The sequence below is a fragment of the Curtobacterium sp. 22159 genome, from assembly GCF_052045775.1.
Lineage (GTDB): Bacteria > Actinomycetota > Actinomycetes > Actinomycetales > Microbacteriaceae > Curtobacterium.
The window spans coordinates 332,579-353,656 of record NZ_JBQEPN010000002.1; the positions used below are offsets into that span (position 1 = coordinate 332,579).

Consider the following 21,078-nt stretch of genomic DNA (forward strand, 5'->3'; position numbering starts at 1 on the left):
GGACCGGCAGCGCCGCTCCCGCCCCGCTCGCAGGGTGGATCAGTCCTGCAGGTGCCTCCGGCGGCGGTTGCGCACCGCTCGGAAGGTCAGCAGGCCCGCGCCGAGGAGCACCAACACGCCTGCCGCGATGATCCCCGGCGTCACGTCCGCACCGGTGTAGGCGAGCGCGCCACCCGTCGGCGTGCCACCGACCGTCGACACGGGGGTGGTGCCGGCCGACGCGCTGACGGAAGGGCTCGGCGCCACGGCCGCGACTGCGAACACGATCGCGTCCGCGGCGCCGCTGTCCGGTGTCGTGATCGTGACCGGGTCCGCCCCCTCGACGGCGACCACGTACTCGGTGTCCGGCTGCAGTCCGCTGAGGTCGAACGTCCCGTCGGAGCCCGAGGTCGTGCGCACCGGGGCGCCGGCGTCCGGGTCGGTCGGCGTCGCCGTGACCTCGACACCGCGCACCGCGGCGCCGTTCGTGTCGAGCACCCTGCCCGGGATGTTCGTCGTGACGGCGACCGGTGCCGCGGGGGTCGCGAACTGGAGGTTCGACTGCACGGTCGTCCCGGCGGTCGCCGTCACGGGGTTCGCGGTCGAGCCCGTGGCACCGGGCACCGGCACGGTGGTGCGGACCGTGTAGGTGCCGGCGACGGTCGCGAACGTGTACCGACCGGCGGCGTCCGTCGTGTCCGAACCGACGACCGCACCGTCCGCGTCGACGAGTTCGACGACGGCGCCGGCCGGGACCGGTGTGCGGTCGAGGGAGACGACGCCGGTGATCGTCGCGACGACCGCAGCGGGGGCGACGACCGCGTCCGGCTCGGTCGGTGCGCCGCCCGCAGCACCGGTGGTGATCGTGGTCGCGGGCGCGCCGGCGACCGAGACGGCGAGGTCGGTGCCGGCGGGCAGGTCAGAGCCCGTGTAGGCGCCTGCGCTGTTCGTGGTGGTGTCGACGAGCGGTGGTCCGGCCGGGTCGGCCGGGTCGGTGACGACCACCGGAGCGTTCGCGACCGGGTTGCCCGCTGAGTCGGTCACGGTGCCGATCACGGACGTGGTCGCCGGGTCGGGCGTCGTGAACGGGAAGTCCGCGACGGCATCCGCTCCACCAGGGGCGGTGTTGAGCGACACGACGATCGGCTGGTCCGGACCGGTCGCGCCGTCCGGCGGGGTGACCGCCACGGTGTAGCCACCGATCACGGGCAGCTGCGGGAACGCGTAGGCGCCGTCCGCGTTCGCCGTCGTCGTGTACACGGTGCCGCGCGGGGCGGTCACGGTGACGGTCGCGCCGGGGATCGGCGCGCCGTCGAGCGTCGCCGTGCCGCTGATCCCGGCGGTGCGGTTCGCGAACCAGGTCTGGTACACGGGGAAGCCGCTGCGCTGTTGGTACGTGATCGTCAACGTCTCGAGCGGGACGGTCGGCGTGAACCACGCGCTCGCCCCGGAGGTGTCGTTCGCGGCGGTGTTCCCGGTCAGCGTGCGCGTCCCAGGGTCCCAGGTCGGGACGTCCTTCCCGGCGGGGACGCCACCAGGATCGGCAGGGCACGACCAGCCGCCGGGCGAGACCGAGGAGCACGAGTTGTAGGAGCCCTGGTACCCGAGCTGTGCCGCCGACGCCGCGGCACCGCCCTGCAGGGTCGCGGCGATCGTCGCCTGGTCGGCGTCGATGTCACCGAGGACGAACGACCAGCTCCCGTTGCCGGGCGTCGGGCCGTCGAAGGTGTAGGTGGTGGTCGACGCCGCACTCGCCGTCGGGGAGTCGGCGTTCGGTCGCTGGTTCAGGTACGTGTTGCCACGACTCGAACCGTAGGCAGCGCCCGGACCGGTCGACGGACCCTGCCAGGTCGAAGCGCCGCTGACGACCGTCGACTGCCGGGAATCCGACGTGAACGTCGTGTCCGGGAACCCGGGCAGCGTCATCGTGCCCGTGTAGTCCTTGTTGGTCCCGCTGAGGGTGAACGTGCCCCAGTGCCCGGCCGGTGCGGCCGAGGCGCTCGTCGCCCCACCGACCGCCAACCCCGCCCCGAGCACGATCCCCGTCAGCCCCGCTGTGACCGCCCGCCATCGCCGCATGCAACACTCCCCTGCTCCGAGCGCCGCGTGCCACGACGCCGGTCCAAGCTATCCCCGGACCGCGAACACCGCCCGGAACGCGATCGCCCCGGGGACCGGGGTGGCGCACGCTGATCCGGTCGACCGGACCGACGGCTCGCGACGATCAACCGATCGCGTCGATCAACCGGTCGAGCGCAGCGACCTGACCGGCGACGAGGAGCGTCCGTGCTCCGTCGACCGACACCCACCGTGCCTCGTCGACCTCGGGGACCTCGACGAACCGGCCGGAACCGCGTGGGAGCTCGATGCGGGCGGTGTTCGACCGGACCTCGTCGACCTCGAAGCCCGGTGCGGCGACGGCGAACACCCGGACGACCTTGCCCGACGACTGCCGGACCTCGCCGAGGTCGAGCAGCGGACCGTCGGGTGCGGGGACGCCGATCTCCTCCGCGAACTCCCGACGCGCGGTCTCGAGGGGGTCCTCGCTGCCCTCGGCCAGCCCCTTCGGGATCGACCACGCCCGCGGACGTCCACGCCAGAACGGTCCGCCCATGTGCGCGACGTACACCTCGACGCCGTCGTCGCCGTCCCGGTACAGCAGCAGTCCCGCACTCAGCACACCCACGCTCCGCAACGCTACGCGGGCTCCGCAGCGGGAGTAGTTTGCGAGCCACGGAGCGCCACGCGACGCCCCGGAAGGCCCCGCGACGAGGAGGTCGATCGGGATGGACGAACAGTGGACGACGGTCACCCTGGCCGCCGACGCGGCGAAGCCGCACGACGAAGCCCTGCGCTGGATCACCGACCGCATCGGCGCCGAGGCACGCCGGATCCGCGTGATCGGCGTCGACCCGGCGATCGAGGGCCGCGCCGGGCCCGACGGGAAGCGGGTCGCCGACGCCCTCGCGGACGCCGCACGTGCCGCGCTGCCGGACGCCGAGGTCGAGGTGCGACGGCACGCCGGACCCTTCACTACGGCGCTCGTCGACGAGTCCGACGGCGGCGACCTGCTCGTCATCGGGACGTACCGCGGTCGGCGGGGGTCGACGGCCGGGGGCGATCCGGCGCGCGTGGCCGAACGTGCGGCGGTGCCGACCGTGGTCGTGCCGGACGGGCCGCACCCGATCGACGGCGACGTCGTGCTCGCGGTCGAGGAACCGATCGACGAACGAGCCGTCGCGATCGCCGTCGACGAGGCACACCGTCGGCACCGCCGCGTGACGCTCCTGCGAGCGTGGGAGATGCCCGTGTTGACCCGGACGGGGCTGACGGACTTCGCCGAGGACCCGATGCGCTGGCGGGCGCGGAACGCCGAGCTGCTGCAGCGGGTGACGGCCGAGCTCACCGCGCGTCACCCGGACGTGCGCTTCCACCCGCTGCTCGTCGAGGGGCACCCCGGGCACGCCATCGCGTCGCACACCCGGCGGGCGTCGCTCGTGGTGCTCGGCCTCGGTCACGTCCGGGCGCTGTCGGGCGCGGTGCTCCACGACGTCCTGCGCGAGACCGTCTCGCCGGTCTGCGTCGTCCCGCCCGCGGCCCACACCGAACCGGTCGGCGTCAGCGCCTGACGCCGGCCGGCCGACACCGCGGGTCAGCCGGCGAGCTCCCGGGCCGCCGACGCGACGCGCTTGGCGAGGTACGCCACGCCACGCGGGTTCGGGTGCAGGGCACCCGGCTGGAGGTCGATGCGCCGCAGGTTGGCGGAGCCGTCCAGGGAGACGCCGGAGACGTACGGCTTGCGCGTCGCGCACGCGGAGTGCGCCTGCGTCGACGAGAACACGTCGACGAACCGGACCCCGGCTGCGTCGGCAGCGGACCTCGAGACGTCGTTCAGCCGCTCCTGGACGCGGTGGAGGTAGCGGACGTCGGTGTTCGTGAACGGGTACGAGTCCTCGGGGAAGGACCCGGCGAGGGAGCCGAGGTCGAGTGCGGACCGGAAGCAACCGCCCTTCGGCGTGTGGTCGGCGTCCGGGAAGATCGCCGGGTACCCGAGGAACACGATCACGGCGTTCGGGGCGGCCCGCTTGACTGCCGCCAGGGTGTCCGCGATGCCGAGCGCCACGCGGGAATCGATCTTCGCGCCGAGCTGGTCGACGCCGTCGGAGACGAGGGTGCTCCGGCACGACGGGGCGTCCCGACCCGAGAACACCGGGCCCTGCGCCGAGAGCGCCAGACACGAGGCCGCGGTGCCGAAGAGGTCCGCGTCGTTGCCGCCGATCGTCAAGGTCACCAGGCGTGTGCGGGCGGAGAGCGAGCGGACCTGCGGCGGAACGCCACGGAACTGCGAGCGACTCGTCACGTCCTCGCTCGTCGCGCCGGCGCACGTGACGTCGGTGAGCGCGAGTCCGAACCGGGCTGCGACGCGGTGCGGGTAGTCCCGCGCCGACTGCCCGCACGCGTTCGTCGGCAACCGGGTGGGATCGGACAGTCCGTACCCGGCCGAGTACGAGTCCCCGAGCGCGACGTACTCGCTCCCGGGCGGGACCGCGGCGAGCGTCTCAGCCGGGTCGTCCGTCACCGGGTACGGCACCGGCACGGGCCACATCGGGGCGGCCGTCGCACCGGTGGCACCGCCGAGCACGGTCCCGAGGACCACGACGAGCACCGCCAGCGCCGCGAGCGACGTCGAACGGACGGAACGGATCAGGTCGGCCTCCAGGGACGGGTCGGACCGACCAGGCTAGCGGCCGTCGCTCAGCGTCGGCCGAGTCGGCGTTCGCCCCCGCTGCCGGTCTGGTACGGCAGCCCGTAGTGCTGGTAGAGCTCCGGCTCGAGCGCCGCGTCGAGTTCACCGTCGGTGGCGATCGTCGGCGCGTCCTTGACGAGCTTCTTCGGGTAGGCGACACGGAGGTGCTTCGGGGCGACGAGGGCGCCGAGCAGCGGCACGAACACGAGCTTCTGGAACCCGACGAGCCCCGTGGTCACCGCACCGAACGCCGGCTCCGAGGACGCCGTGTCGTAGTAGATGCTCTCGAGGTTCCCGATCTTGTCGTCGGACTCGTCCACGACGGGCAGCCCGATCCAGTCCCGGATGTTCGCGGCTTCGAACACGTTCGTCTCCTCACGAGCACCCGGCGTGTCCGAGCTGCTCGTCGGCGACGCTACCGGGAGGCCACGCCGCCGGTCACAGCATCCGGCCCGTGCACACCGAGCCCGTCCACCGCGGCGAGCACGTCGGCGACCCCGACCGCCAGCAGCGCCGGATCGGGGTCCTCGGCGAAGACGTCGCCGAGGCGAACCGAGGCGTCGGTCAGGACGACGTGCGGCCCCGACGCGGGCGGCCCCCACGCCTCGGGCGGAGCGGGACCGAACACGACGACGGACGGGATGCCGTACGCCGACGCGAGGTGCGCGGCCCCCGTGTCCACCGTCACGACCAACCGCGCGGCGGCGATCACCCCGGCGAACTCCTGCAACCCGAGGACGCCGGCGAGGACGGCCTCCTCTCCGAGCCCGGCCGCCCGCGCGACGGCGGCGGCGCGCTCGACGTCGTCCGCGCCTCCCGTCAGCACGACGTCGAGGCCGCGCGCTCGCAGTACGCGCACCACCTCGGCGAAGCGGTCCGTCGGCCAGTGCCGCGCCCCGTGGAACGCGCCGATGTGCACGACCGCTGCGCCGGCCAGGGCCGGGTCGGCCGCCGGGCGCGCGATCGCGACCTCGTCCGGGTCGGCGGGGATGCCGTGCCAGTCGAGCAGTCGGGTCCACCGCTCGCGCTCGTGGACGTCGTCCGGCCAGACCGGACCGTCCAAGCCGTGCACCGGGTCGGCGTGCCCGATCACCCGACGGGCGCCGAGCGCCGCGATCAGGTCGGACGACTCCGGGCCCGCACCGTGCAGGTTCACCGCGACGTCGACGACGCCGCGATCGGCGCCGATCGGGTGGTCGAGCCCGTGCTGCGCGAGGTGCACGTCGACCTCCGGCAGGAGCTCGACCACCGGCGCGAGCCACGCGGTGGTGGCGAGCGTGATCCGGTGGTCGGGGAACGCCCGGCGCAGTGCGTGCAGGGCCGGCACGGCGACGAGGAGGTCGCCGAGCTTGATGGCGCGGAGCACGAGGAGCTCGGGGCGCCCGTCGGACGGGGGCAGGGAGTCGACGGCGGTCACCCGTCCGACGCTAGCCCCCGGCGACGGGGAGCGTGTCCGGCCACGCGTCCTCGGCGCACCACGCTTCCTGCGCGGACGCCATGCCGCGCGCCGGTATCCAGGGAGCATGGCTCTCGCTCCGGACCGCGTCATCCGCGGCCTGCTCTTCGACCGCGACGACACGCTCGTCATCGACGTCCCCTACAACGCCGATCCGCACCTCGTCGTGCCGGTGCCCGGAGCACACCGCGCGGTCGAACGCGCCCGCGCCGCCGGACTGGCGCTGGGCGTCGTCACGAACCAGTCCGCCATCGCGAAGGGCCTCGCGACCCGCGACCAGGTGGACGCGACGAACGCACGGGTGGACGAACTCGTGGGTCCCTTCGACGTGTGGCGCGTCTGCCCGCACGACGCCGACGACGGGTGCCGGTGCCGGAAACCGCGCCCGGGCATGGTCCTCGACGCCGCCGAGCAGCTGGGCATCTCCCCCGCCGAGATCGTCGTCGTCGGTGACATCGGCGCGGACGTCCGAGCCGCGGTCGCCGCCGGCGCACAGGGCGTGCTCGTCCCCACCGACCGGACCCGGCAGGACGAGGTGGACGCTGCCACCACCGTGGCGGCCGACCTCGACGAGGCGGTCACCCTCGTGCTCGCGCGCACCGCGGCGGTCCGGTCGTGACCGACGACCGCCCGCGCGTCCTCGTCGTGCGGCTGGACTCCTTCGGGGACGTCCTGGTCGCCGGTCCCGCCGTCCGGGCGGTCGCCGCCGGGGCGTCCCACGTGACGATGCTCTGCGGCCCGCAGGGGGCGCCGGCCGCCGCGCTCCTGCCGGGCGTCGACCAGGTGCGGGTGTGGGCGGCGCCGTGGGTCACCGAGACCGCCCGCCCGATCGACGACGCCGTGCTCGGCGAGTTCCGCGCCCTGGTGACCGAGGTGCAGCCCGACGAGGCCGTCGTCCTCACCTCGTTCCACCAGTCGCCGCTGCCCGTGGCCCTCCTCCTGCGGCTCGCGGGTGTCCCCAGGATCACCGGGGCGTCGGTCGACCACCCCGGCTCGCTCCTCGACGTCCGCCTGCGGCCGGGCGAGGACCTCCCCGAGGAGCTGCCGGAACCGGAGCGCGCGCTGCGGATCGCGGAGGCGGCCGGGTTCCGGCTGCCCTCCGGCGACACCGGCGGCCTGGCCGTCCGACGCGACGCGGCGGCACCCGCGGTCGTCGCCGCGCTCGACCGGTACGTCGTCGTGCACCCGGGCGCGAGCGTCCCGGCCCGGTCCTGGCCCGAGGCACGACACCGCGAGCTGGTCGCCGCCTACGCGGAGCGCGGGGTGCCCGTCGTGGTCACCGGCTCCCCCGGGGAACGGGAACTCACCGCGTCGGTGGCGGGCACGACCGGCATCGACCTGGGCGGACGGACGTCGCCCGCCGAACTCGCGGCCGTGCTCGCCGGCGCCGAGGTGGTCGTCGTCGGGAACACCGGACCCGCGCACCTCGCCGCCGCCGTCGGTGCCCCCGTCGTGAGCCTGTTCTCGCCCGTGGTCCCCGCCGTGAAGTGGGCCCCGTACGCCCCGCTCGTGGAACTCCTCGGCGACCAGTCGGCGCCGTGCCGACTGAGCCGTGCCCGCGAGTGCCCCGTGCCCGGACACCCCTGCCTCTCCGACGTCCGCGTCGAGGACGTGCTGGCAGCCCACGAGCGACTCCTGGACCGCGCTTCCCGGATGGAACACACGAACCTGCGTGGGACGACAGACGCCCGTGCGTAGCGTGCGCCACTGCTCCTCCTTCTCCTCCTGACGACCCCGACGAAAGGCCCTGCATGCGGATCCTCGTGTGGCACGTGCACGGCGGCTGGATGGACGCCTTCGTCCGCGGCCCGCACGAGTACCTCATCCCGACGACCGAGGCGCGCGACGCCTGGGGCCTCGGCCGGGGCGGCCGGGACTGGCCGGCGTCCGCGATCGAGATCGACCCGGCGGACGTCGCCGAGGCCGAGGTGGACGTGGTCGTGCTGCAGCGCACCGAGGAGTTCGACGAAGCACGGCGACTGCTCGCCGGTCGCGACGTCCCGATGGTGTTCGTGGAGCACAACGCACCGCGCGTCGACGTGCCGAACAGCCTGCACCCGTTCCGCGACCGCGACGACCTCACGATCGCCCACGTGACGCACTGGAACGCGCTCATGTGGGACTGCGGCACCACCCGCACGACCGTCGTGGAGCACGGCGTCGTCGACCCCGGGCCGATCTACACCGGCACGCTCGACCGCCTCGGCGTCGTCATCAACGAGCCCGTCCGCCGGAACCGCGTCGTCGGCACCGACCTGCTGCCCCGGTTCGCCACGGTGGCCCCGGTCGACGTCTGGGGCATCGGCACCGAACGGCTCGTCGAACTCGGGTTCGGGGACCGCGTCGTCGCCCGCGGTGACGTCCCGTCCGACCCGATGCACGCCGCCCTCGCCGAACGACGCGCCTACGTCCACCCGAACCGGTGGACCTCGCTCGGCCTCTCGCTCATCGAGGCGATGCACATGGCGATGCCGGTGCTCGTGCTCGCGACGACGGATGCGGCCCGGACCGTCCCCGCCGAGGCCGGCGCGATCGCGACGGACGTCGAGGAGCTGGTCCGCGCCTCCCGGACCCTGTCCGAGGACCCGGACGAAGCGCGACGACGCGGCGCCGTCGCGCGCGAGGCCGCACTGGCCCGACACGCACTCGGCCGGTTCACCGCCGACTGGGACGACCTGCTCGACGACGCCGTCTCGCGCGGAGCGCGGCGGCACACGGCGGCGGGAGCCGCACTCGAAGGGAGTCTGCGATGAAGATCGCGATGGTGTCCGAGCACGCGAGTCCGCTCGCGGTCCTCGGCGGAGTCGACGCCGGGGGGCAGAACGTCCACGTGGCCGAGCTGTCCGGGGCGCTCGCCGACCGCGGCCACCAGGTCACGGTGTACACCCGCCGGGACGACGCCTCGCAGCCGGTGCGGGTGCCGCTGCGTCCCGGCGTCGAGGTCGTCCACGTCGACGCAGGTCCCGCCCGCGCCGTCCCGAAGGACGAGCTGTTCCCGTACATGGGGACGTTCGCGTCGGTGCTCGCGGCCGAGTGGTTCGTCGACCGCCCGGACGTCGTGCACGGGCACTTCTGGATGTCCGGGCACGCCGCCCTGGAGGCGGTCGCCCAGGTGCAGGCACGCACCGGCGGCGTCCGCATCCCCGTCGTGCAGACCTTCCACGCGCTCGGTGTGGTGAAGCGCCGCCACCAGGGCGCCGCTGACACCAGCCCCGCCGAACGCGAGTGGATCGAACCCGCCGTCGGCCGGAGCGTCGACCAGGTCGTGGCGACGTGCTCCGACGAGGCGTTCGAGCTCAAGGCACTCGGCGTGCCGCTGCACCGCATCTCCGTCGTGCCGTGCGGCGTCGACACCTCGCTCTTCCGCCCCGACGGACCCGTCGAGGAACGGAACCGTCCGTTCCGCGTCCTCTCCGCGTCGCGGCTCGTCCGCCGCAAGGGCGTCGGGACGACCATCGCCGCGCTCGCGCAGCTCGTCGACGAGGGCCGCGAGGTGGAACTCGTCGTGGTCGGTGGCGCCGGTGTCGCCGGAGCGGACCTGCCGGACGATCCCGAGTACCAGCGACTCGACGCCCTCGCCCGCTCCCTCGGGATCCGCGACCACGTCACGTTCCGCGGGCAGCTCGGGCAGCACGACATGCCGGCCGTGTACCGGAGCGCCGACGTCGTCGTGTGCGCTCCCTGGTACGAGCCGTTCGGCATCGTGCCGCTCGAGGCCATGGCCTGCGGTCGCCCCGTGGTGGCGTCGAGCGTCGGCGGCCTCATCGACACGGTCGTCGAGGACGCGACCGGCCTGCACGTCCCGCCGCGCGACGAGACCGCCGTCGCGGCCGCCGTCGGGTCGCTGCTCGACGACCCGGAGCGCCGCGAGGCCTACGGACGCGCCGGACGCGAGCGTGCCGAAGCGCGCTACACGTGGCAGAAGGTCGCGGCGGACAGCGAGCGCGTCTACGAGCGGCTGCTCGCCGGCACGACCGCCGTGAGCGCGTCGCCGACCACCGCACGCGCGCGGACCACCCACGCCGGCCGGGTCGCCCGCGCCGCACAGCCGACGGAGAGGAACGCACGATGACCATCGACCAGCAGACCGGGATCGAGCAGGAGACCGACACCGCGAGTGCCCGCGTCGTGCTCGACCACGTCGCGGCCTCCGTCCCGGTGATCGCGTCGCTCGTCGACCACAAGGACCACATCGCGGACTGGGCGGACGACATCGCCGCCCGGCTCGTCGCCGGCCGTCGTCTGCTCGCCGCGGGCAACGGCGGGTCCGCCGCCGAGGCGCAGCACCTGACGTCGGAGCTCACCGGCCGCTTCCAGGGCGACCGCCCCGCCTACTCCGCGATCTCGCTGCACGCGGAGACCTCGGCCGTGACGGCGATCGGGAACGACTACGGCTACGACGAGGTCTTCGCCCGCCAGGTGTCGGCGCACGCCCGCGCCGGGGACGTCGTCGTGCTGCTCTCGACCAGCGGGAAGAGCCCCAACCTCCTCCGGGCCGCCGAGGCCGCCCGCGCCGTCGGGGCCCGTGCGCTCGCCATGACGGGTCCGCGGCCGAACCCGCTCGCCGAGGCGGTGGACGACGCGATCTGCATCGACGGGCCCTCGGCGAACGTGCAGGAGGCGCAGCTGGTGCTCGTGCACGCGCTCTGCCGGGCCATGGAGCCCGCCCTGCGCCGCGGCGGTCGCCGATGACGGCCGCAGCGTCGCCCCAGGGCGCAGCGTCGCCGCACGGCGCAGCGCAGCCCGGGCGCGGTCGCAGCCCCCTCCGCATCGCGGTCGTCGGCGACACCCTGCTCGACATCGACGTCTCGGGCACCAGTGAACGACTGAGCCCCGACGCTCCCGTGCCGGTGGTCGACGTCCACACCGACGACCGTCGAGCGGGCGGCGCCGGCCTCGTCGCCACGATGCTCGCGCGCGACGGCCACGACACCACCCTCGTCACCGTCCTGAGCGACGACGACCGGGCGACCGAGATCCGCGACCTCCTGCCGGACGTCACGGTCGTCGCCGGCCCGTCCGGCGCCCCGACCCCGGTGAAGACCCGCGTGCGCGTCGTCGACCACGCCCTCGTCCGGATCGACGAGGGCTGCGCGACCCCGCCCGTCCCGGACGCCACCGACGCGATGGTCGCTGCCCTCGGCGACGTCGACGCCGTGGTCGTCGCCGACTACGGACGCGGGGTGGCCGCCGCCCCGGGGCTGCGCGAGGCCCTGGCACGCGTCGCCGAGCGCGTCCCCGTCGTGTGGGACCCGCACCCGAAGGGCGCGGAACCGGTGCCCGGCATCACCGTCGCGACCCCCAACGCCGCCGAGGCGAAGGGGTTCACGGGGCTCGCCGGTCAGGGTGTCCCCTTCGCGACCGAGGCCGCGGAGGACCTCGTCGCACGCTGGGGCGTCGGCGCGGTCGCCGTCACCCTGGGCGACCGTGGCGCGCTCGTCGCCGACGGACGCTCCGGCAACCGGTTCGTCCCCGCTCCGTCGGTCAGCGCCGGTGACCCGTGCGGCGCCGGGGACCGGCTCGCCGCGAGCGTCGCCGTCGCACTCGCCTCCGGCGCGGACGTCACCGACGCGGTCACCGCCGGGGTGACCGCCGCGTCCGAGTACCTCGCTGCCGGTGGCGTCACCGCCCTGTTCGCGGACGACGGCCCCGCCCCGGTCCGGGTCCCCGGTGCCGACCGCGACGCGATGCGTCTCGTGCACGACGTCCGGAGCGCCGGCGGCACCGTCGTCGCGACCGGCGGGTGCTTCGACCTCCTGCACGCCGGCCACGCCCGCACACTGTCCGCGGCACGGGCCCTCGGCGACTGCCTGGTCGTGTGCCTCAACTCCGACAGCTCGGTCCGCGCCCTGAAGGGACCCGACCGCCCGATCATGAGCCAGGAGGACCGCGTCGAACTCCTGCTCGCCCTGGACTGCGTCGACGCCGTCGTGGTGTTCGACGAGCACACCCCGGACGAGGCGCTCCGCCGCTTCCGCCCGGACGTGTGGGCGAAGGGCGGCGACTACACCGCGAGCGAACTGCCGGAGTCCGCGACCCTGGCGGAGTGGGGCGGACGGGTCGTCACGGTCCCGTTCCACCCCGGACGCTCCACCACGCGGCTCGCCGCCGCGATCGAACGCGTCGGCTGACGTCACCACCCGCCGGACGCCAGGCGCGGAGCGGCACCGCCCCGCGCCTGGCGTCCGCCACACCGCACCACGCCCCTACGGAAGGAAGTCCATGCCCGTCCCCACCACCCCCATCGGCCGTGTCCTCGTCACCGGCGGCGCCTCCGGACTCGGAGCGGCCGTCGTCGCCGCGGTCACCGAGGCCGGCGGCACGCCGATCGTCCTCGACCTGCGTGTCGACGCCGTGCCCGAGGGCCTCGACGCCGTCGCCGTCGACGTGACCGACACCGAGGCGACCGAACGCGCGGTCCGCGAGGCGGCAGAACGCCACGGCGGCCTCGACGCCGTGGTCACGGCGGCGGGGATCGACAAGCCCGCGCCCATCGGCGGCATCTCGTCCGGCGACTGGGAGCGGATCGTCGCGGTGAACCTGCTCGGCACGGCGGCCGTCGTGCGCGCGGCGCTCCCCGCACTCGAGGCCACGCACGGCCGGGTCGTGACGATCTCCTCGTCGCTCGCGCTCAAGGGCGTCGGCGACGGCACCGCCTACTCCGCGTCGAAGTTCGGCGTGCGCGGGTTCTCGCAGGCCCTCGCCGCCGAGACCGCGGGCCGTGTCGGTGTGACGAACATCATCCCGGCAGGCATGCGGACCGCGTTCTTCGAGGGCCGGACGGAGCAGTACAAGCCGGGCCCGGACGCGCAGCTCATCGAGCCGGAGTACGTGGCGAACTCGATCCTGTTCGCGCTCGCCCAGCCCGCCGGCTGCGAGATCCGCGAGCTGTCGATCATGCCGGCGACGGAGCCGAGCTGGCCGTAGGCCTCACCCGGCCAGAGACGGACGGGNCCCGTCCGTCTCCCGCCACGGTCGAGTACGCAAGACACGTCACGCTCGGCGCGCCGCGCCGACCGGTTCCGCCCACTCGACCGAGCACGCACGGCGTGTCCTGCCCGCTCGCCGCCACCGATCGCGCAACCGGCGCCGCCGATCGCGCCGCCGGTCGCGCCGCCGCGCGCCTCCCGGCCGTCAGGTGGTCGCGAGCAGGTCCTCGACGTCCTGCAGGACCGCCTCCGGCTGCACCTCGTCGACGTAGGACGGGTCGTGCTCGCAGCGCTCCGCCGACCAGCCGACCTGCGTGACGTCGATCCCGCACACCGGGCACCGTGTGACGAACGACATGTGCACCCGGTGGCGCCCGCGGTCGAACGGCCCGGCGTTGACGACGTTCCCGAACCAGAACACCCCCACCGTCGGCGTGCCGACCGCCACGGCGAGGTGGCGCGGCCCGGAGTCGTCGCCCACGAGGACGTCGGCCGCGGCGAGGACCGCCGGCAGCTCGGTCAGCGGCAGCGACCCGGTGAGGTCGTGCACGCGGTCGGCAGCGTCCGCCGGGAGCGCGTCGACGATGGCGGCAGCGGCCGGCACGTCCGAGGGGTCGCCGACGAGCACGACGTCGTCCCCGGCCGCCAGCCGTGCCCGGGCGACCGCGGCGAACCGCTCCGGACTCCACCGGCGGCGCGGATCGGTCGCGCCGGGGTGGACGGCCAGCAGCTTCCGGGTCACGCCGAGCCGCTCGCGCCAGGCGTCCCGCTCGTCGTCCCGCACCCGGACCCGCGGGTCGAGCGTGACCGGGGCCGCACCGGCGAGCGACACCACCTCGAGCGCCCGGAGGACCTCGTGCTGGTAGTACACGTACCGCACCCAGCGTTCCAGGACCTCGGCGTCCTCCGTCGCGGTGCCGACCGTGTGGCGGGCGCCGAGCCGGAGCAGGAACGGGTTCGAGTTCCGACCGCCGCCGTGCAGCTGGACGGCGAGGTCGAAGCGGCCGGCGAGGCGGTCGAAGAACTCCTCGGGTTCGGGTGCGTCGTCCCCCGCGTCGCGGACCCCGGGGACGACCGGCAGTTCCTCGAACGCGTGCACGGCGTCGGTCCGTCCGGCGAGCACGGCCGGTGCCGAGGGGCTCCCGAGCAGCGTGACGCGGGCCTGCGGGTACGCGGCAGCCAGCGCCTCGATCGCGGGGACGGCGAACATGAGGTCGCCCAGTCCCCCACCGCGGAGCACCGCGATCTCCCGCACGTCGTCGAAGCGTTCTCCACCGTTCCCGATCTGTTGCACACACCACGTCTACCGGTTCTGCTCCGGTCGGTTCCCCAGCAGCGGGCGTGGATGGACGAGAAGCGCGAAGCCGAGAGCGCGTCCAGCCGACCACGAGCAGCGTTCGACTCCCGCCCGTCTGCCGGAAGGACCCCATGACGCTCGAAGCCCCGCTCTCGACCGAAGCCGACCTCGACCGCGACCTGGTGGTGACGAACCCCGTGGACGGGTCCGTCGCGTCGACCACGCGCCGGTCGACGGAGGACGACGTCCGGAACGCGGTCGCCCGTGCACGAGCGGCGGCCCCGGCGTGGGCACGGACCGCACCGGCCGAGCGGGGCGCGCTGTTGCACGCCGCGGCCGCGAACGTCCGGGCGCACGCGCAGGAGCTCGCCGACCTCAACACCCGCGAGACCGGCAAGGTCCCGGGCGACGCGCTCGGCGGCGTCGAAGCGGGCGTGGGCACGCTCGTGCAGTACGCCGAGCTGGGACCCGTGCACCGCGGTGAGGCCCTCCGTGGCCAGTACGGTGCCGCCGACTGGTCGGTGCCGCACCCCCGTGGCGTCGTGCTCGCCCTCACGCCGTGGAACGACCCGGTCGCGGTGGCGTGCGGCATCCTCGGCGCTGCGATCGTCACCGGCAACACCGTCGTGCACAAGGGCAGCGAGCGCTCCCCCGCCACGATCGCCCGGCTGAACGCGCTCATCGCCGAGGTCCTGCCCGACGGCGTCCTCGTGGGTGTCGACGGCGACGGGACCACCGGCGAGCTGCTGCTCGAGCAGGACGGCATCGACGTGTACGCCCACGTGGGCTCCACGGCGACGGGTGATCGTCTCGCCGAGGTCGCGGCCCGGACCCGCGCGCACGTGATCCGCGAGAACGGCGGGAACGACGCGGTCGTGGTCGACGCCGGCGTGGACCCGGAGTGGGCCGCGTCGCAGGTCGCCCTGGGTGCGTTCGCGAACACGGGGCAGATCTGCACGAGCGTCGAACGGGTGTACGTGCACCGCGAGGTCGCCGAGCCGTTCGTCGCCGCACTCGTCGCCGAGGCCGAGCGTCGGACCGCCTCCGCGGCGTCGGAGTACGGACCGCTCGTCGACGACCGGCTCCGGCGCACGGTGCAGTCCCACGTGGACGACGCAGTGGCGCGCGGTGCCTCGGTGCGCACCGGCGGCGTCACCCCGGGCGGCCTCGGCTCCTTCTACCCTGCGACCGTCCTCACGGAGGTCACGGACGACATGCTGGCGATGACCGAGGAGACGTTCGGCCCGATCGCGCCGGTCCGCGTCGTCGAGGACTTCGACGAGGGCCTCCGGCTCGCCGCCGCCGACCGGTACGGGCTCGCCGCCACCGTCCTGACGAACGACACCGGGAACGCGCTGCGCGCCGCGGCGGCGCTCCCAGTCGGGACCGTCAAGGTGAACGCCGTCTTCGGCGGAGCGCCCGGCGGGAGCGCCCAACCCCGCGGCGCGTCGGGCGCCGGCTACGGGTACGGCCCGCACCTGCTCGACGAGATGACCACCACGACGGTCGTGCACCTCGAACCGGCCCCGCCCGCCGCCGCAGCGGCCGTCGGGTCCCCCGCCCGTCCCACCGGAGGTGCGGAATGAGCGTCGACGTCCGACTCGTCCGCGACCTCGTCGCGACCGTCGACGACCGCGAACCGCTCGTGGTGGTCATCGGCGACTGCATCCTGGACCGGTGGACCGTCGGCGAAGCCGAGCGCGTCTCGCGTGAGGCGCCCGCCCCGGTCGTCCGCGTCACCGAGACCGTCTCGGTCCCGGGCGGCGCGGCGAACACCGCCGTGAACGCCAGGGCCCTCGGCGCGCGCGTCCGCATGGTCGGACTGATCGGGGACGACGAGTCCGGCGCCGTGCTCCGCCAGCGGTTGGACGCGGCGGGGGTCGACACCTCGTTCCTCGTCGAGGTCCCGGGCGCCCGGACGACCACGAAGTCCCGCGTCGTCGGCGGCGATCGCGTCGTCGTCCGCGTCGACGAGCTCGCCGAGACGCCCTCGGCCGACGACGGAGCACGCCTGGCCGAGGCCGTCGCGCGTGCCGTCCGCTGTGCGGACGCCGCCGTGGTCTGCGACTACGGACTGGGCGTCCGCCCGGAGCAGGTCGTCCCGATGCTCGACCGTGACCGTCCCGCTGCCGTGGTCGTCGATGCACACGACCTCACCCGGTGGTCCTCGCTCCGTCCGGACCTCGTCACGCCGAACGCGGGCGAGGCAGCGGCCCTCCTCGGTCGCGAGCTCGGGGTGGGTTCCGAACGTGTGGCCGCGATCGTCGACGCCCGCTCGGACGTCCTCGCCCGGACGGGAGCGCACGCCGCCGTGGTCACGCTCGACCGCGACGGCACGGTCCTGCTCGAGCCCGGCCAGGACCACGGTTTCCGGACCCGGGCGACGCCGGCGTCCGAGCAGCAGGCGTCCGGGGCCGGCGACACGTTCTGCGCGGCCGCCACCGTCGCGCTCGCGGTCCGGGCACCCCTCCGTGACGCCGTCGCCGTCGCACAGGCCGCGGCCGACGTGGTCGTGCGCGAGGCCGGCACCTCCGTCTGCACGGCCGCTGCCCTGCTCGAGTCCGTGACCGCCCCCGCTGCGACGGTCGTCGACCACGACGAACTCGCCGCCGCCGTCGAACGTGCCCGCCAGGCGGGACGGCGCGTGGTGTTCACGAACGGCTGCTTCGACGTCGTGCACCGCGGACACACCACCTACCTGCGGCAGGCTCGTGACCTCGGCGACCTGCTCGTCGTCGCCCTCAACGACGACGACTCCGTCCGCCGCCTGAAGGGTCCGGAGCGTCCGATCAACCCGGCGGAGGACCGCGCCGGCGTCCTGGCGGCGCTGGCCTGCGTCGACCTCGTCACGGTGTTCGCGACCGACACCCCGATCCCCCTCATCGAGCGGCTCCGACCCGAGGTGTACGTCAAGGGCGGCGACTACTCGCCGGAGATGCTGCGCGAGACGGAGGTGGTGCGCGGCTACGGCGGCGAGGTGGTCATGGTCGACTACGTGCCGGAGCACTCCACCACCGAGGTCGTCCGCCGCATCCGTGAGGCCGCCGCCCGGCGTGAGCCGGACCCCGCGCCGTGACCGCCCGCTGGTCCGGATCGTGGGCGGAGCCGACCGACCCGGCCCGCGGGGTCGACGTCGACGTGCTCGTGCCGACCGTCGGACGTCCGGCCGAACTGGCCACGACCCTCGCGGGCCTCGCGGCGCAGGTCGAGGTGGACCTCCGGCTGGTGCTCAGCGACCAGTCGGCGGGCGGGGACGCCGCCTCCGAGCCGGCGGTCGCGGCGATGCTGCGGGTCCTGGAGGCGCAGGGACGCCCCGTCACGCTGCTCACCCACCCGGAGCGGCGCGGTCTGGCCGAGCACCGGCAGTTCCTCCTCGACCACGCCACCGCTCCCGCGGTGCTCTTCCTCGACGACGACGTCTGGCTCGAACCGGGCTCGGTCGCGCGGATGCTCGATGCGCTGCGCAGCACCGGTTGCGGGTTCATCGGCAGCCCGGTGCAGGGGCTGTCCTACCTCGCCGATCGTCGGCCCGCGGAGACGGCGGTGTTCGAGCGGTGGGACGGTCCGGTCGTGCCCGAGGTGGTGCGCCGCGGCACACCGGCGTTCGACCGCTGGTCGTTGCACAACGCCGCGAACCCGACGCACCTCGCTGCGGCGCTCGACGTCGAGCCCGGTGGCTGGGTGCCGTACCGCGTCGCCTGGGTGGGCGCGTGCGTGCTCTACGACCGGGAGGCGTTGGAGACCGTCGGCGGCTTCGGTTTCTGGCCGGCGCTCCCGCCCGAGCACGCCGGTGAGGACGTCGTCGCCCAGTGGCGCGTCATGGAGCGCTTCGGCGGCGCGGGCATCCTGCCGTCGGGGGCGGTGCACCTCGAGGCGCCGACGACCGTGCGGGACCGTCGGGTCGACGCCCCGGACGTGTTCTTCGACCAAGGGGAAGTCATACCGCGGTAGGGGGTGGTCGAGACCCCGGCGGGATGGCAGCCGTCCGGGACCTCCGTAGCGTCGTCCACGTCGACGAGATCCGTCGGCGGAGGGAGCCGTCCGTGTTCGACCAGATCACCCCGCTCGTCGTCGAACTGGCCGCGAGCCCGCTCGTCTACGTCGTCCTCGCCGCACTCTGCCTGGTGGACGGGTTCTTCCCGCCGGTGCCGAGCGAGTCGGCCCTCGTCGCCGTCGCCGCCGTCGCCGCGACCTCGGGGCAGCCCGTCCTCGCCGCCGTGTTCGTCGCGGCCGCCGTCGGGGCGGTCGCCGGCGACTCGGTCGCCTACTGGCTCGGACGCCGGATCGGACTGGCACGGCTGGCGCGGTCGAAGCGGCCGCGCATCGCCGCGGCGTTCGCCTTCGCCGAGCAGCAGATGCGTCGGCGTTCCGCGAGCCTCATCCTCGTCGGGCGGTACATCCCCGTCGGACGGGTGGCCGTCAACATGACCGCGGGCGCGACCCGGCTGCCCTACCGCCGATTCCTCGCGATCAGCTCCGTCGCCGGACTGGCCTGGTCGGCGACGTCCATCGGGATCGCCCTCGCCGCGTCGAGCGTGCTGCACGAGCCCGTCGTCGCCGCGATCGTGTCGATGGTGGTCGCGGCCGGACTCGGCATCGTCGTCGACCGGGTGATCGGTAGAGTCACCCGGAGGCGCGACGCACGTGCCGCCGCCCGCGCCGGGGCGACCACGGTCGGCACCGACGCCCCCGCGGCCACCCGACCCGCGCCCCGCATCCAGCCCACCGGAGGGACCGCCCGCCCGTGACCAGCCCGTCGAAGCCGTCCCGGACGTCGTGGATCCCCGTCGCCGCCCGGGTCGGTCTCGTCGTCAGCGCGGTGACGCTGTTCGCCGTGTCCGCCCCGGTCACGGCGGTCGTCCACGGTGTGCCGGTCCCCCTCGCGATGCTCGTGTCGGCGGTGCTGTCGCTGAGCCTCGGCCTCGCCCCGCTGTTCCCGCGCGGGTCGTCCGTCGCCCACCTCGCCGGGCTCGCGGCCCTCGGGCTCCTGACGGCACCGGGCACGGCCGGCCCGTGGCCCGTGCCCGTCACTGGCATCATCGGGCTGAGCGTGCTGCTCGTCGTGCTCGGCGTCCGCGCGTCCTGGCGACTGACGACCACGGTCTGGGCGGCGGCCGCTGTCGTGACGCTCGCGCTCGTCGCGGTGACGCCCGGCCGGTGGGCACAGCCGGACGTCTGGGCGACGAGCTTCGTCGTGACCGCCGGTGACACCCTCATCGTCGCGGCGGCGGCGATCGTGATCGGGCAGCGACGGTCGATCCGCGAGGAGCTCGCCGCTGCCCGTCGTGACGTCGACCTCGAACAGGCGCGCCGTCGCACCGTCGAGGAGCGGTCGCGGATCGCGCGGGAGCTCCACGACGTCGTCGCCCACAGCATGTCCGTGGTGCACATGCAGGCCGAGTCTGCGCCCTACCGCGTCGCCGACCTGCCGCCCGCGGCACGCGACGAGTTCGCCGCCATCGCCGAGACGTCACGCACGGCCTTGCGGGAGATGCGGCAGTTGCTCGGCACGTTGCGCGGGGAGTCGGACGCCGAGCGTGCCCCGCAGCCGCGGCTGGCCGACCTGGCCGCCCTGGTGCAGGCCACCCGTGCCGCCGGCATCCCGGTCGCCCTCCGGCTCGAGGTCGACACCGAGGACGACGACGCCGTGGACCGGATCGCACAGCTCACCGTGTACCGGATCGTGCAGGAGGCGCTCGGCAACGTCGCCCGGCACGCCCCCGGCGCCCCCACGACCGTCACGGTCGCCCACCGCGGGACCGCACTCACGGTCGCGGTCGCGAACGACGCGCCACCGGCGGGCAGCGTGCCGACCGCTCCCCCGGACGACGGGGGCTTCGGCCTGGCGGGCATGCGCGAACGGGTGTCGTCGCTCGGTGGCACCGTCGACCACGGTCCGGACCACGACGGCGGCTTCCGCGTCGACGTCGTGCTGCCGGCCCTGCCGACCACGACCACGCCGCGACCGGCGGCCGACGGAGGAACCCGATGACGCGTGTGATGGTGGTCGACGACCAGCAGATGTTCCGCATGGGGCTGCGGGCGATCCTCCAGGCCCAGGACGACCTCGAGGTCGTGGGCGAGGCCGCGAACGGAGCGGACGCCGTGGTCGAGGCCGTGCGGCTGCAGCCCGACGTGGTCCTCATGGACGTGCGGATGCCCGAGATGGACGGCATCGAGGCGACCCGGCGGATCACCGCGGCGCCCGCGGACCGGCCGGTGCGCGTGGTGATGCTGACGACCTTCGACATCGACGACTACGTGTTCGACGCGCTCCGCGCCGGGGCGAGCGGCTTCCTGCTCAAGGACGCGAGCGCCGACGAGCTGGTCCAGGCCGTCCGCACGGTCGCGGAGGGCGATTCGCTGCTCGCGCCGCGCGTGACCCGGCACCTCGTCGAGGCGTTCGTCGCCACCCCGACGCCCGCGGCACCACGCACCAGGGTGCTCGACGTCCTGACCGACCGCGAACGGGACGTCTTCCTGCTCGTCGCCCGTGGCCGCTCCAACGGGGAGATCGCCGGCGACCTCTTCATCGCGGAGCAGACCGTGAAGACGCACGTCGGGCGCATCCTGGCGAAGCTGCAGTTGCGGGACCGCGTGCACGCCGTCGTCCTCGCGTACGAGATCGGGCTCGTGACGCCTGCCGGTTGACCGCGGGACGCCGGTGTCG

The 21,078-nt window shown here is 74.7% G+C and carries 20 protein-coding genes; 14 read left to right on the forward strand and 6 right to left on the reverse strand.

From position 1 onward, the window contains the following. Positions 1 to 39: 39 nt before the first annotated feature. The gene (locus ACTJKO_RS03715; RefSeq protein ID WP_440685783.1) at positions 40 to 2,058 is read right to left on the reverse strand and encodes an MSCRAMM family protein; all 2,019 of its coding nucleotides are present in this window, start codon (positions 2,056 to 2,058) and stop codon (positions 40 to 42) included. Positions 2,059 to 2,203: 145 nt separating this feature from the next. After that, complete coding sequence (locus ACTJKO_RS03720; protein ID WP_440685785.1) at positions 2,204 to 2,665, reverse strand: NUDIX domain-containing protein; 462 nt, start codon at positions 2,663 to 2,665, stop codon at positions 2,204 to 2,206. A 100-nt stretch (positions 2,666 to 2,765) separates the two neighbouring features. On the opposite strand from ACTJKO_RS03720, the gene ACTJKO_RS03725 reads away from it, so the two are divergent. Continuing rightward, a complete protein-coding gene (locus tag ACTJKO_RS03725) occupies positions 2,766 to 3,608 on the forward strand; it encodes a universal stress protein (RefSeq protein ID WP_440685787.1) in 843 nt (280 codons plus the stop codon). A 23-nt stretch (positions 3,609 to 3,631) separates the two neighbouring features. Here ACTJKO_RS03725 and ACTJKO_RS03730 read toward each other — a convergent pair whose 3' ends face one another. The 3 genes from ACTJKO_RS03730 to ACTJKO_RS03740 all read right to left on the reverse strand — a co-directional run bounded on the left by ACTJKO_RS03730 (position 3,632) and on the right by ACTJKO_RS03740 (position 6,143). Next, positions 3,632 to 4,645: an SGNH/GDSL hydrolase family protein gene (locus tag ACTJKO_RS03730; protein ID WP_440685789.1), complete on the reverse strand. Its 1,014-nt coding sequence runs from the start codon at positions 4,643 to 4,645 to the stop codon at positions 3,632 to 3,634. A gap of 89 nt (positions 4,646 to 4,734) precedes the next feature. Then, on the reverse strand, positions 4,735 to 5,091 hold the full coding sequence (locus ACTJKO_RS03735) for a PRC-barrel domain-containing protein (RefSeq protein ID WP_440685791.1): 357 nt from the start codon (positions 5,089 to 5,091) through the stop codon (positions 4,735 to 4,737). Positions 5,092 to 5,141: 50 nt separating this feature from the next. Beyond that, positions 5,142 to 6,143, reverse strand: coding sequence for a glycosyltransferase family 9 protein (locus tag ACTJKO_RS03740; RefSeq protein ID WP_440685793.1), 1,002 nt, complete (start codon positions 6,141 to 6,143; stop codon positions 5,142 to 5,144). Between the two features lie 106 nt (positions 6,144 to 6,249). Here ACTJKO_RS03740 and ACTJKO_RS03745 point away from each other — a divergent pair, with 106 nt between their 5' ends. The 7 genes from ACTJKO_RS03745 (at position 6,250) to ACTJKO_RS03775 (ending at position 13,109) form a co-directional block, all read left to right on the forward strand. After that, positions 6,250 to 6,801, forward strand: a complete 552-nt coding sequence (locus tag ACTJKO_RS03745) for a D-glycero-alpha-D-manno-heptose-1,7-bisphosphate 7-phosphatase (protein WP_440685795.1) — start codon at positions 6,250 to 6,252, stop codon at positions 6,799 to 6,801. Next, positions 6,798 to 7,880, forward strand: coding sequence for a glycosyltransferase family 9 protein (locus tag ACTJKO_RS03750; protein ID WP_440685797.1), 1,083 nt, complete (start codon positions 6,798 to 6,800; stop codon positions 7,878 to 7,880). The genes ACTJKO_RS03745 and ACTJKO_RS03750 overlap by 4 nt, the downstream gene beginning before the upstream one ends. A gap of 53 nt (positions 7,881 to 7,933) precedes the next feature. After that, the gene (locus ACTJKO_RS03755; RefSeq protein WP_440685799.1) at positions 7,934 to 8,935 is read left to right on the forward strand and encodes a glycosyltransferase; all 1,002 of its coding nucleotides are present in this window, start codon (positions 7,934 to 7,936) and stop codon (positions 8,933 to 8,935) included. Beyond that, a complete protein-coding gene (locus ACTJKO_RS03760; RefSeq protein WP_440685801.1) occupies positions 8,932 to 10,254 on the forward strand; it encodes a glycosyltransferase in 1,323 nt (440 codons plus the stop codon). The genes ACTJKO_RS03755 and ACTJKO_RS03760 overlap by 4 nt, the downstream gene beginning before the upstream one ends. Beyond that, positions 10,251 to 10,874: a D-sedoheptulose-7-phosphate isomerase gene (locus ACTJKO_RS03765; protein ID WP_440685803.1), complete on the forward strand. Its 624-nt coding sequence runs from the start codon at positions 10,251 to 10,253 to the stop codon at positions 10,872 to 10,874. The genes ACTJKO_RS03760 and ACTJKO_RS03765 overlap by 4 nt, the downstream gene beginning before the upstream one ends. Further along, complete coding sequence (locus ACTJKO_RS03770; protein ID WP_440685805.1) at positions 10,871 to 12,313, forward strand: PfkB family carbohydrate kinase; 1,443 nt, start codon at positions 10,871 to 10,873, stop codon at positions 12,311 to 12,313. The genes ACTJKO_RS03765 and ACTJKO_RS03770 overlap by 4 nt, the downstream gene beginning before the upstream one ends. Positions 12,314 to 12,404: 91 nt before the next feature. Beyond that, positions 12,405 to 13,109: an SDR family oxidoreductase gene (locus tag ACTJKO_RS03775; RefSeq protein ID WP_440685807.1), complete on the forward strand. Its 705-nt coding sequence runs from the start codon at positions 12,405 to 12,407 to the stop codon at positions 13,107 to 13,109. A 207-nt stretch (positions 13,110 to 13,316) separates the two neighbouring features. On the opposite strand, the gene ACTJKO_RS03780 is transcribed toward ACTJKO_RS03775, so the two are convergent. Then, positions 13,317 to 14,405 (reverse strand): glycosyltransferase family 9 protein, encoded by a 1,089-nt coding sequence (locus ACTJKO_RS03780; protein ID WP_440685809.1) that lies wholly within the window; start codon positions 14,403 to 14,405, stop codon positions 13,317 to 13,319. A gap of 134 nt (positions 14,406 to 14,539) precedes the next feature. Here ACTJKO_RS03780 and ACTJKO_RS03785 point away from each other — a divergent pair, with 134 nt between their 5' ends. The 6 genes from ACTJKO_RS03785 to ACTJKO_RS03810 are packed head-to-tail and all read left to right on the forward strand — an operon-like array spanning position 14,540 to position 21,059. After that, a complete protein-coding gene (locus ACTJKO_RS03785; RefSeq protein WP_440685811.1) occupies positions 14,540 to 15,994 on the forward strand; it encodes an aldehyde dehydrogenase family protein in 1,455 nt (484 codons plus the stop codon). Next, positions 15,991 to 17,484 (forward strand): D-glycero-beta-D-manno-heptose 1-phosphate adenylyltransferase, encoded by a 1,494-nt coding sequence (gene rfaE2 / locus ACTJKO_RS03790; protein WP_440685813.1) that lies wholly within the window; start codon positions 15,991 to 15,993, stop codon positions 17,482 to 17,484. The genes ACTJKO_RS03785 and rfaE2 overlap by 4 nt, the downstream gene beginning before the upstream one ends. Further along, a complete protein-coding gene (locus ACTJKO_RS03795; RefSeq protein ID WP_440685815.1) occupies positions 17,481 to 18,359 on the forward strand; it encodes a glycosyltransferase family 2 protein in 879 nt (292 codons plus the stop codon). Before rfaE2 ends, ACTJKO_RS03795 begins: the two co-directional genes overlap by 4 nt. Before the next feature lie 23 nt (positions 18,360 to 18,382). Beyond that, entirely contained in the window at positions 18,383 to 19,156 is a 774-nt protein-coding gene (locus ACTJKO_RS03800) for a DedA family protein (protein ID WP_440685817.1), read from the forward strand. Beyond that, the gene (locus tag ACTJKO_RS03805; protein ID WP_440685819.1) at positions 19,153 to 20,400 is read left to right on the forward strand and encodes a sensor histidine kinase; all 1,248 of its coding nucleotides are present in this window, start codon (positions 19,153 to 19,155) and stop codon (positions 20,398 to 20,400) included. The genes ACTJKO_RS03800 and ACTJKO_RS03805 overlap by 4 nt, the downstream gene beginning before the upstream one ends. After that, entirely contained in the window at positions 20,397 to 21,059 is a 663-nt protein-coding gene (locus tag ACTJKO_RS03810; protein ID WP_440685821.1) for a response regulator, read from the forward strand. The genes ACTJKO_RS03805 and ACTJKO_RS03810 overlap by 4 nt, the downstream gene beginning before the upstream one ends. Positions 21,060 to 21,078 lie beyond the last annotated feature (19 nt).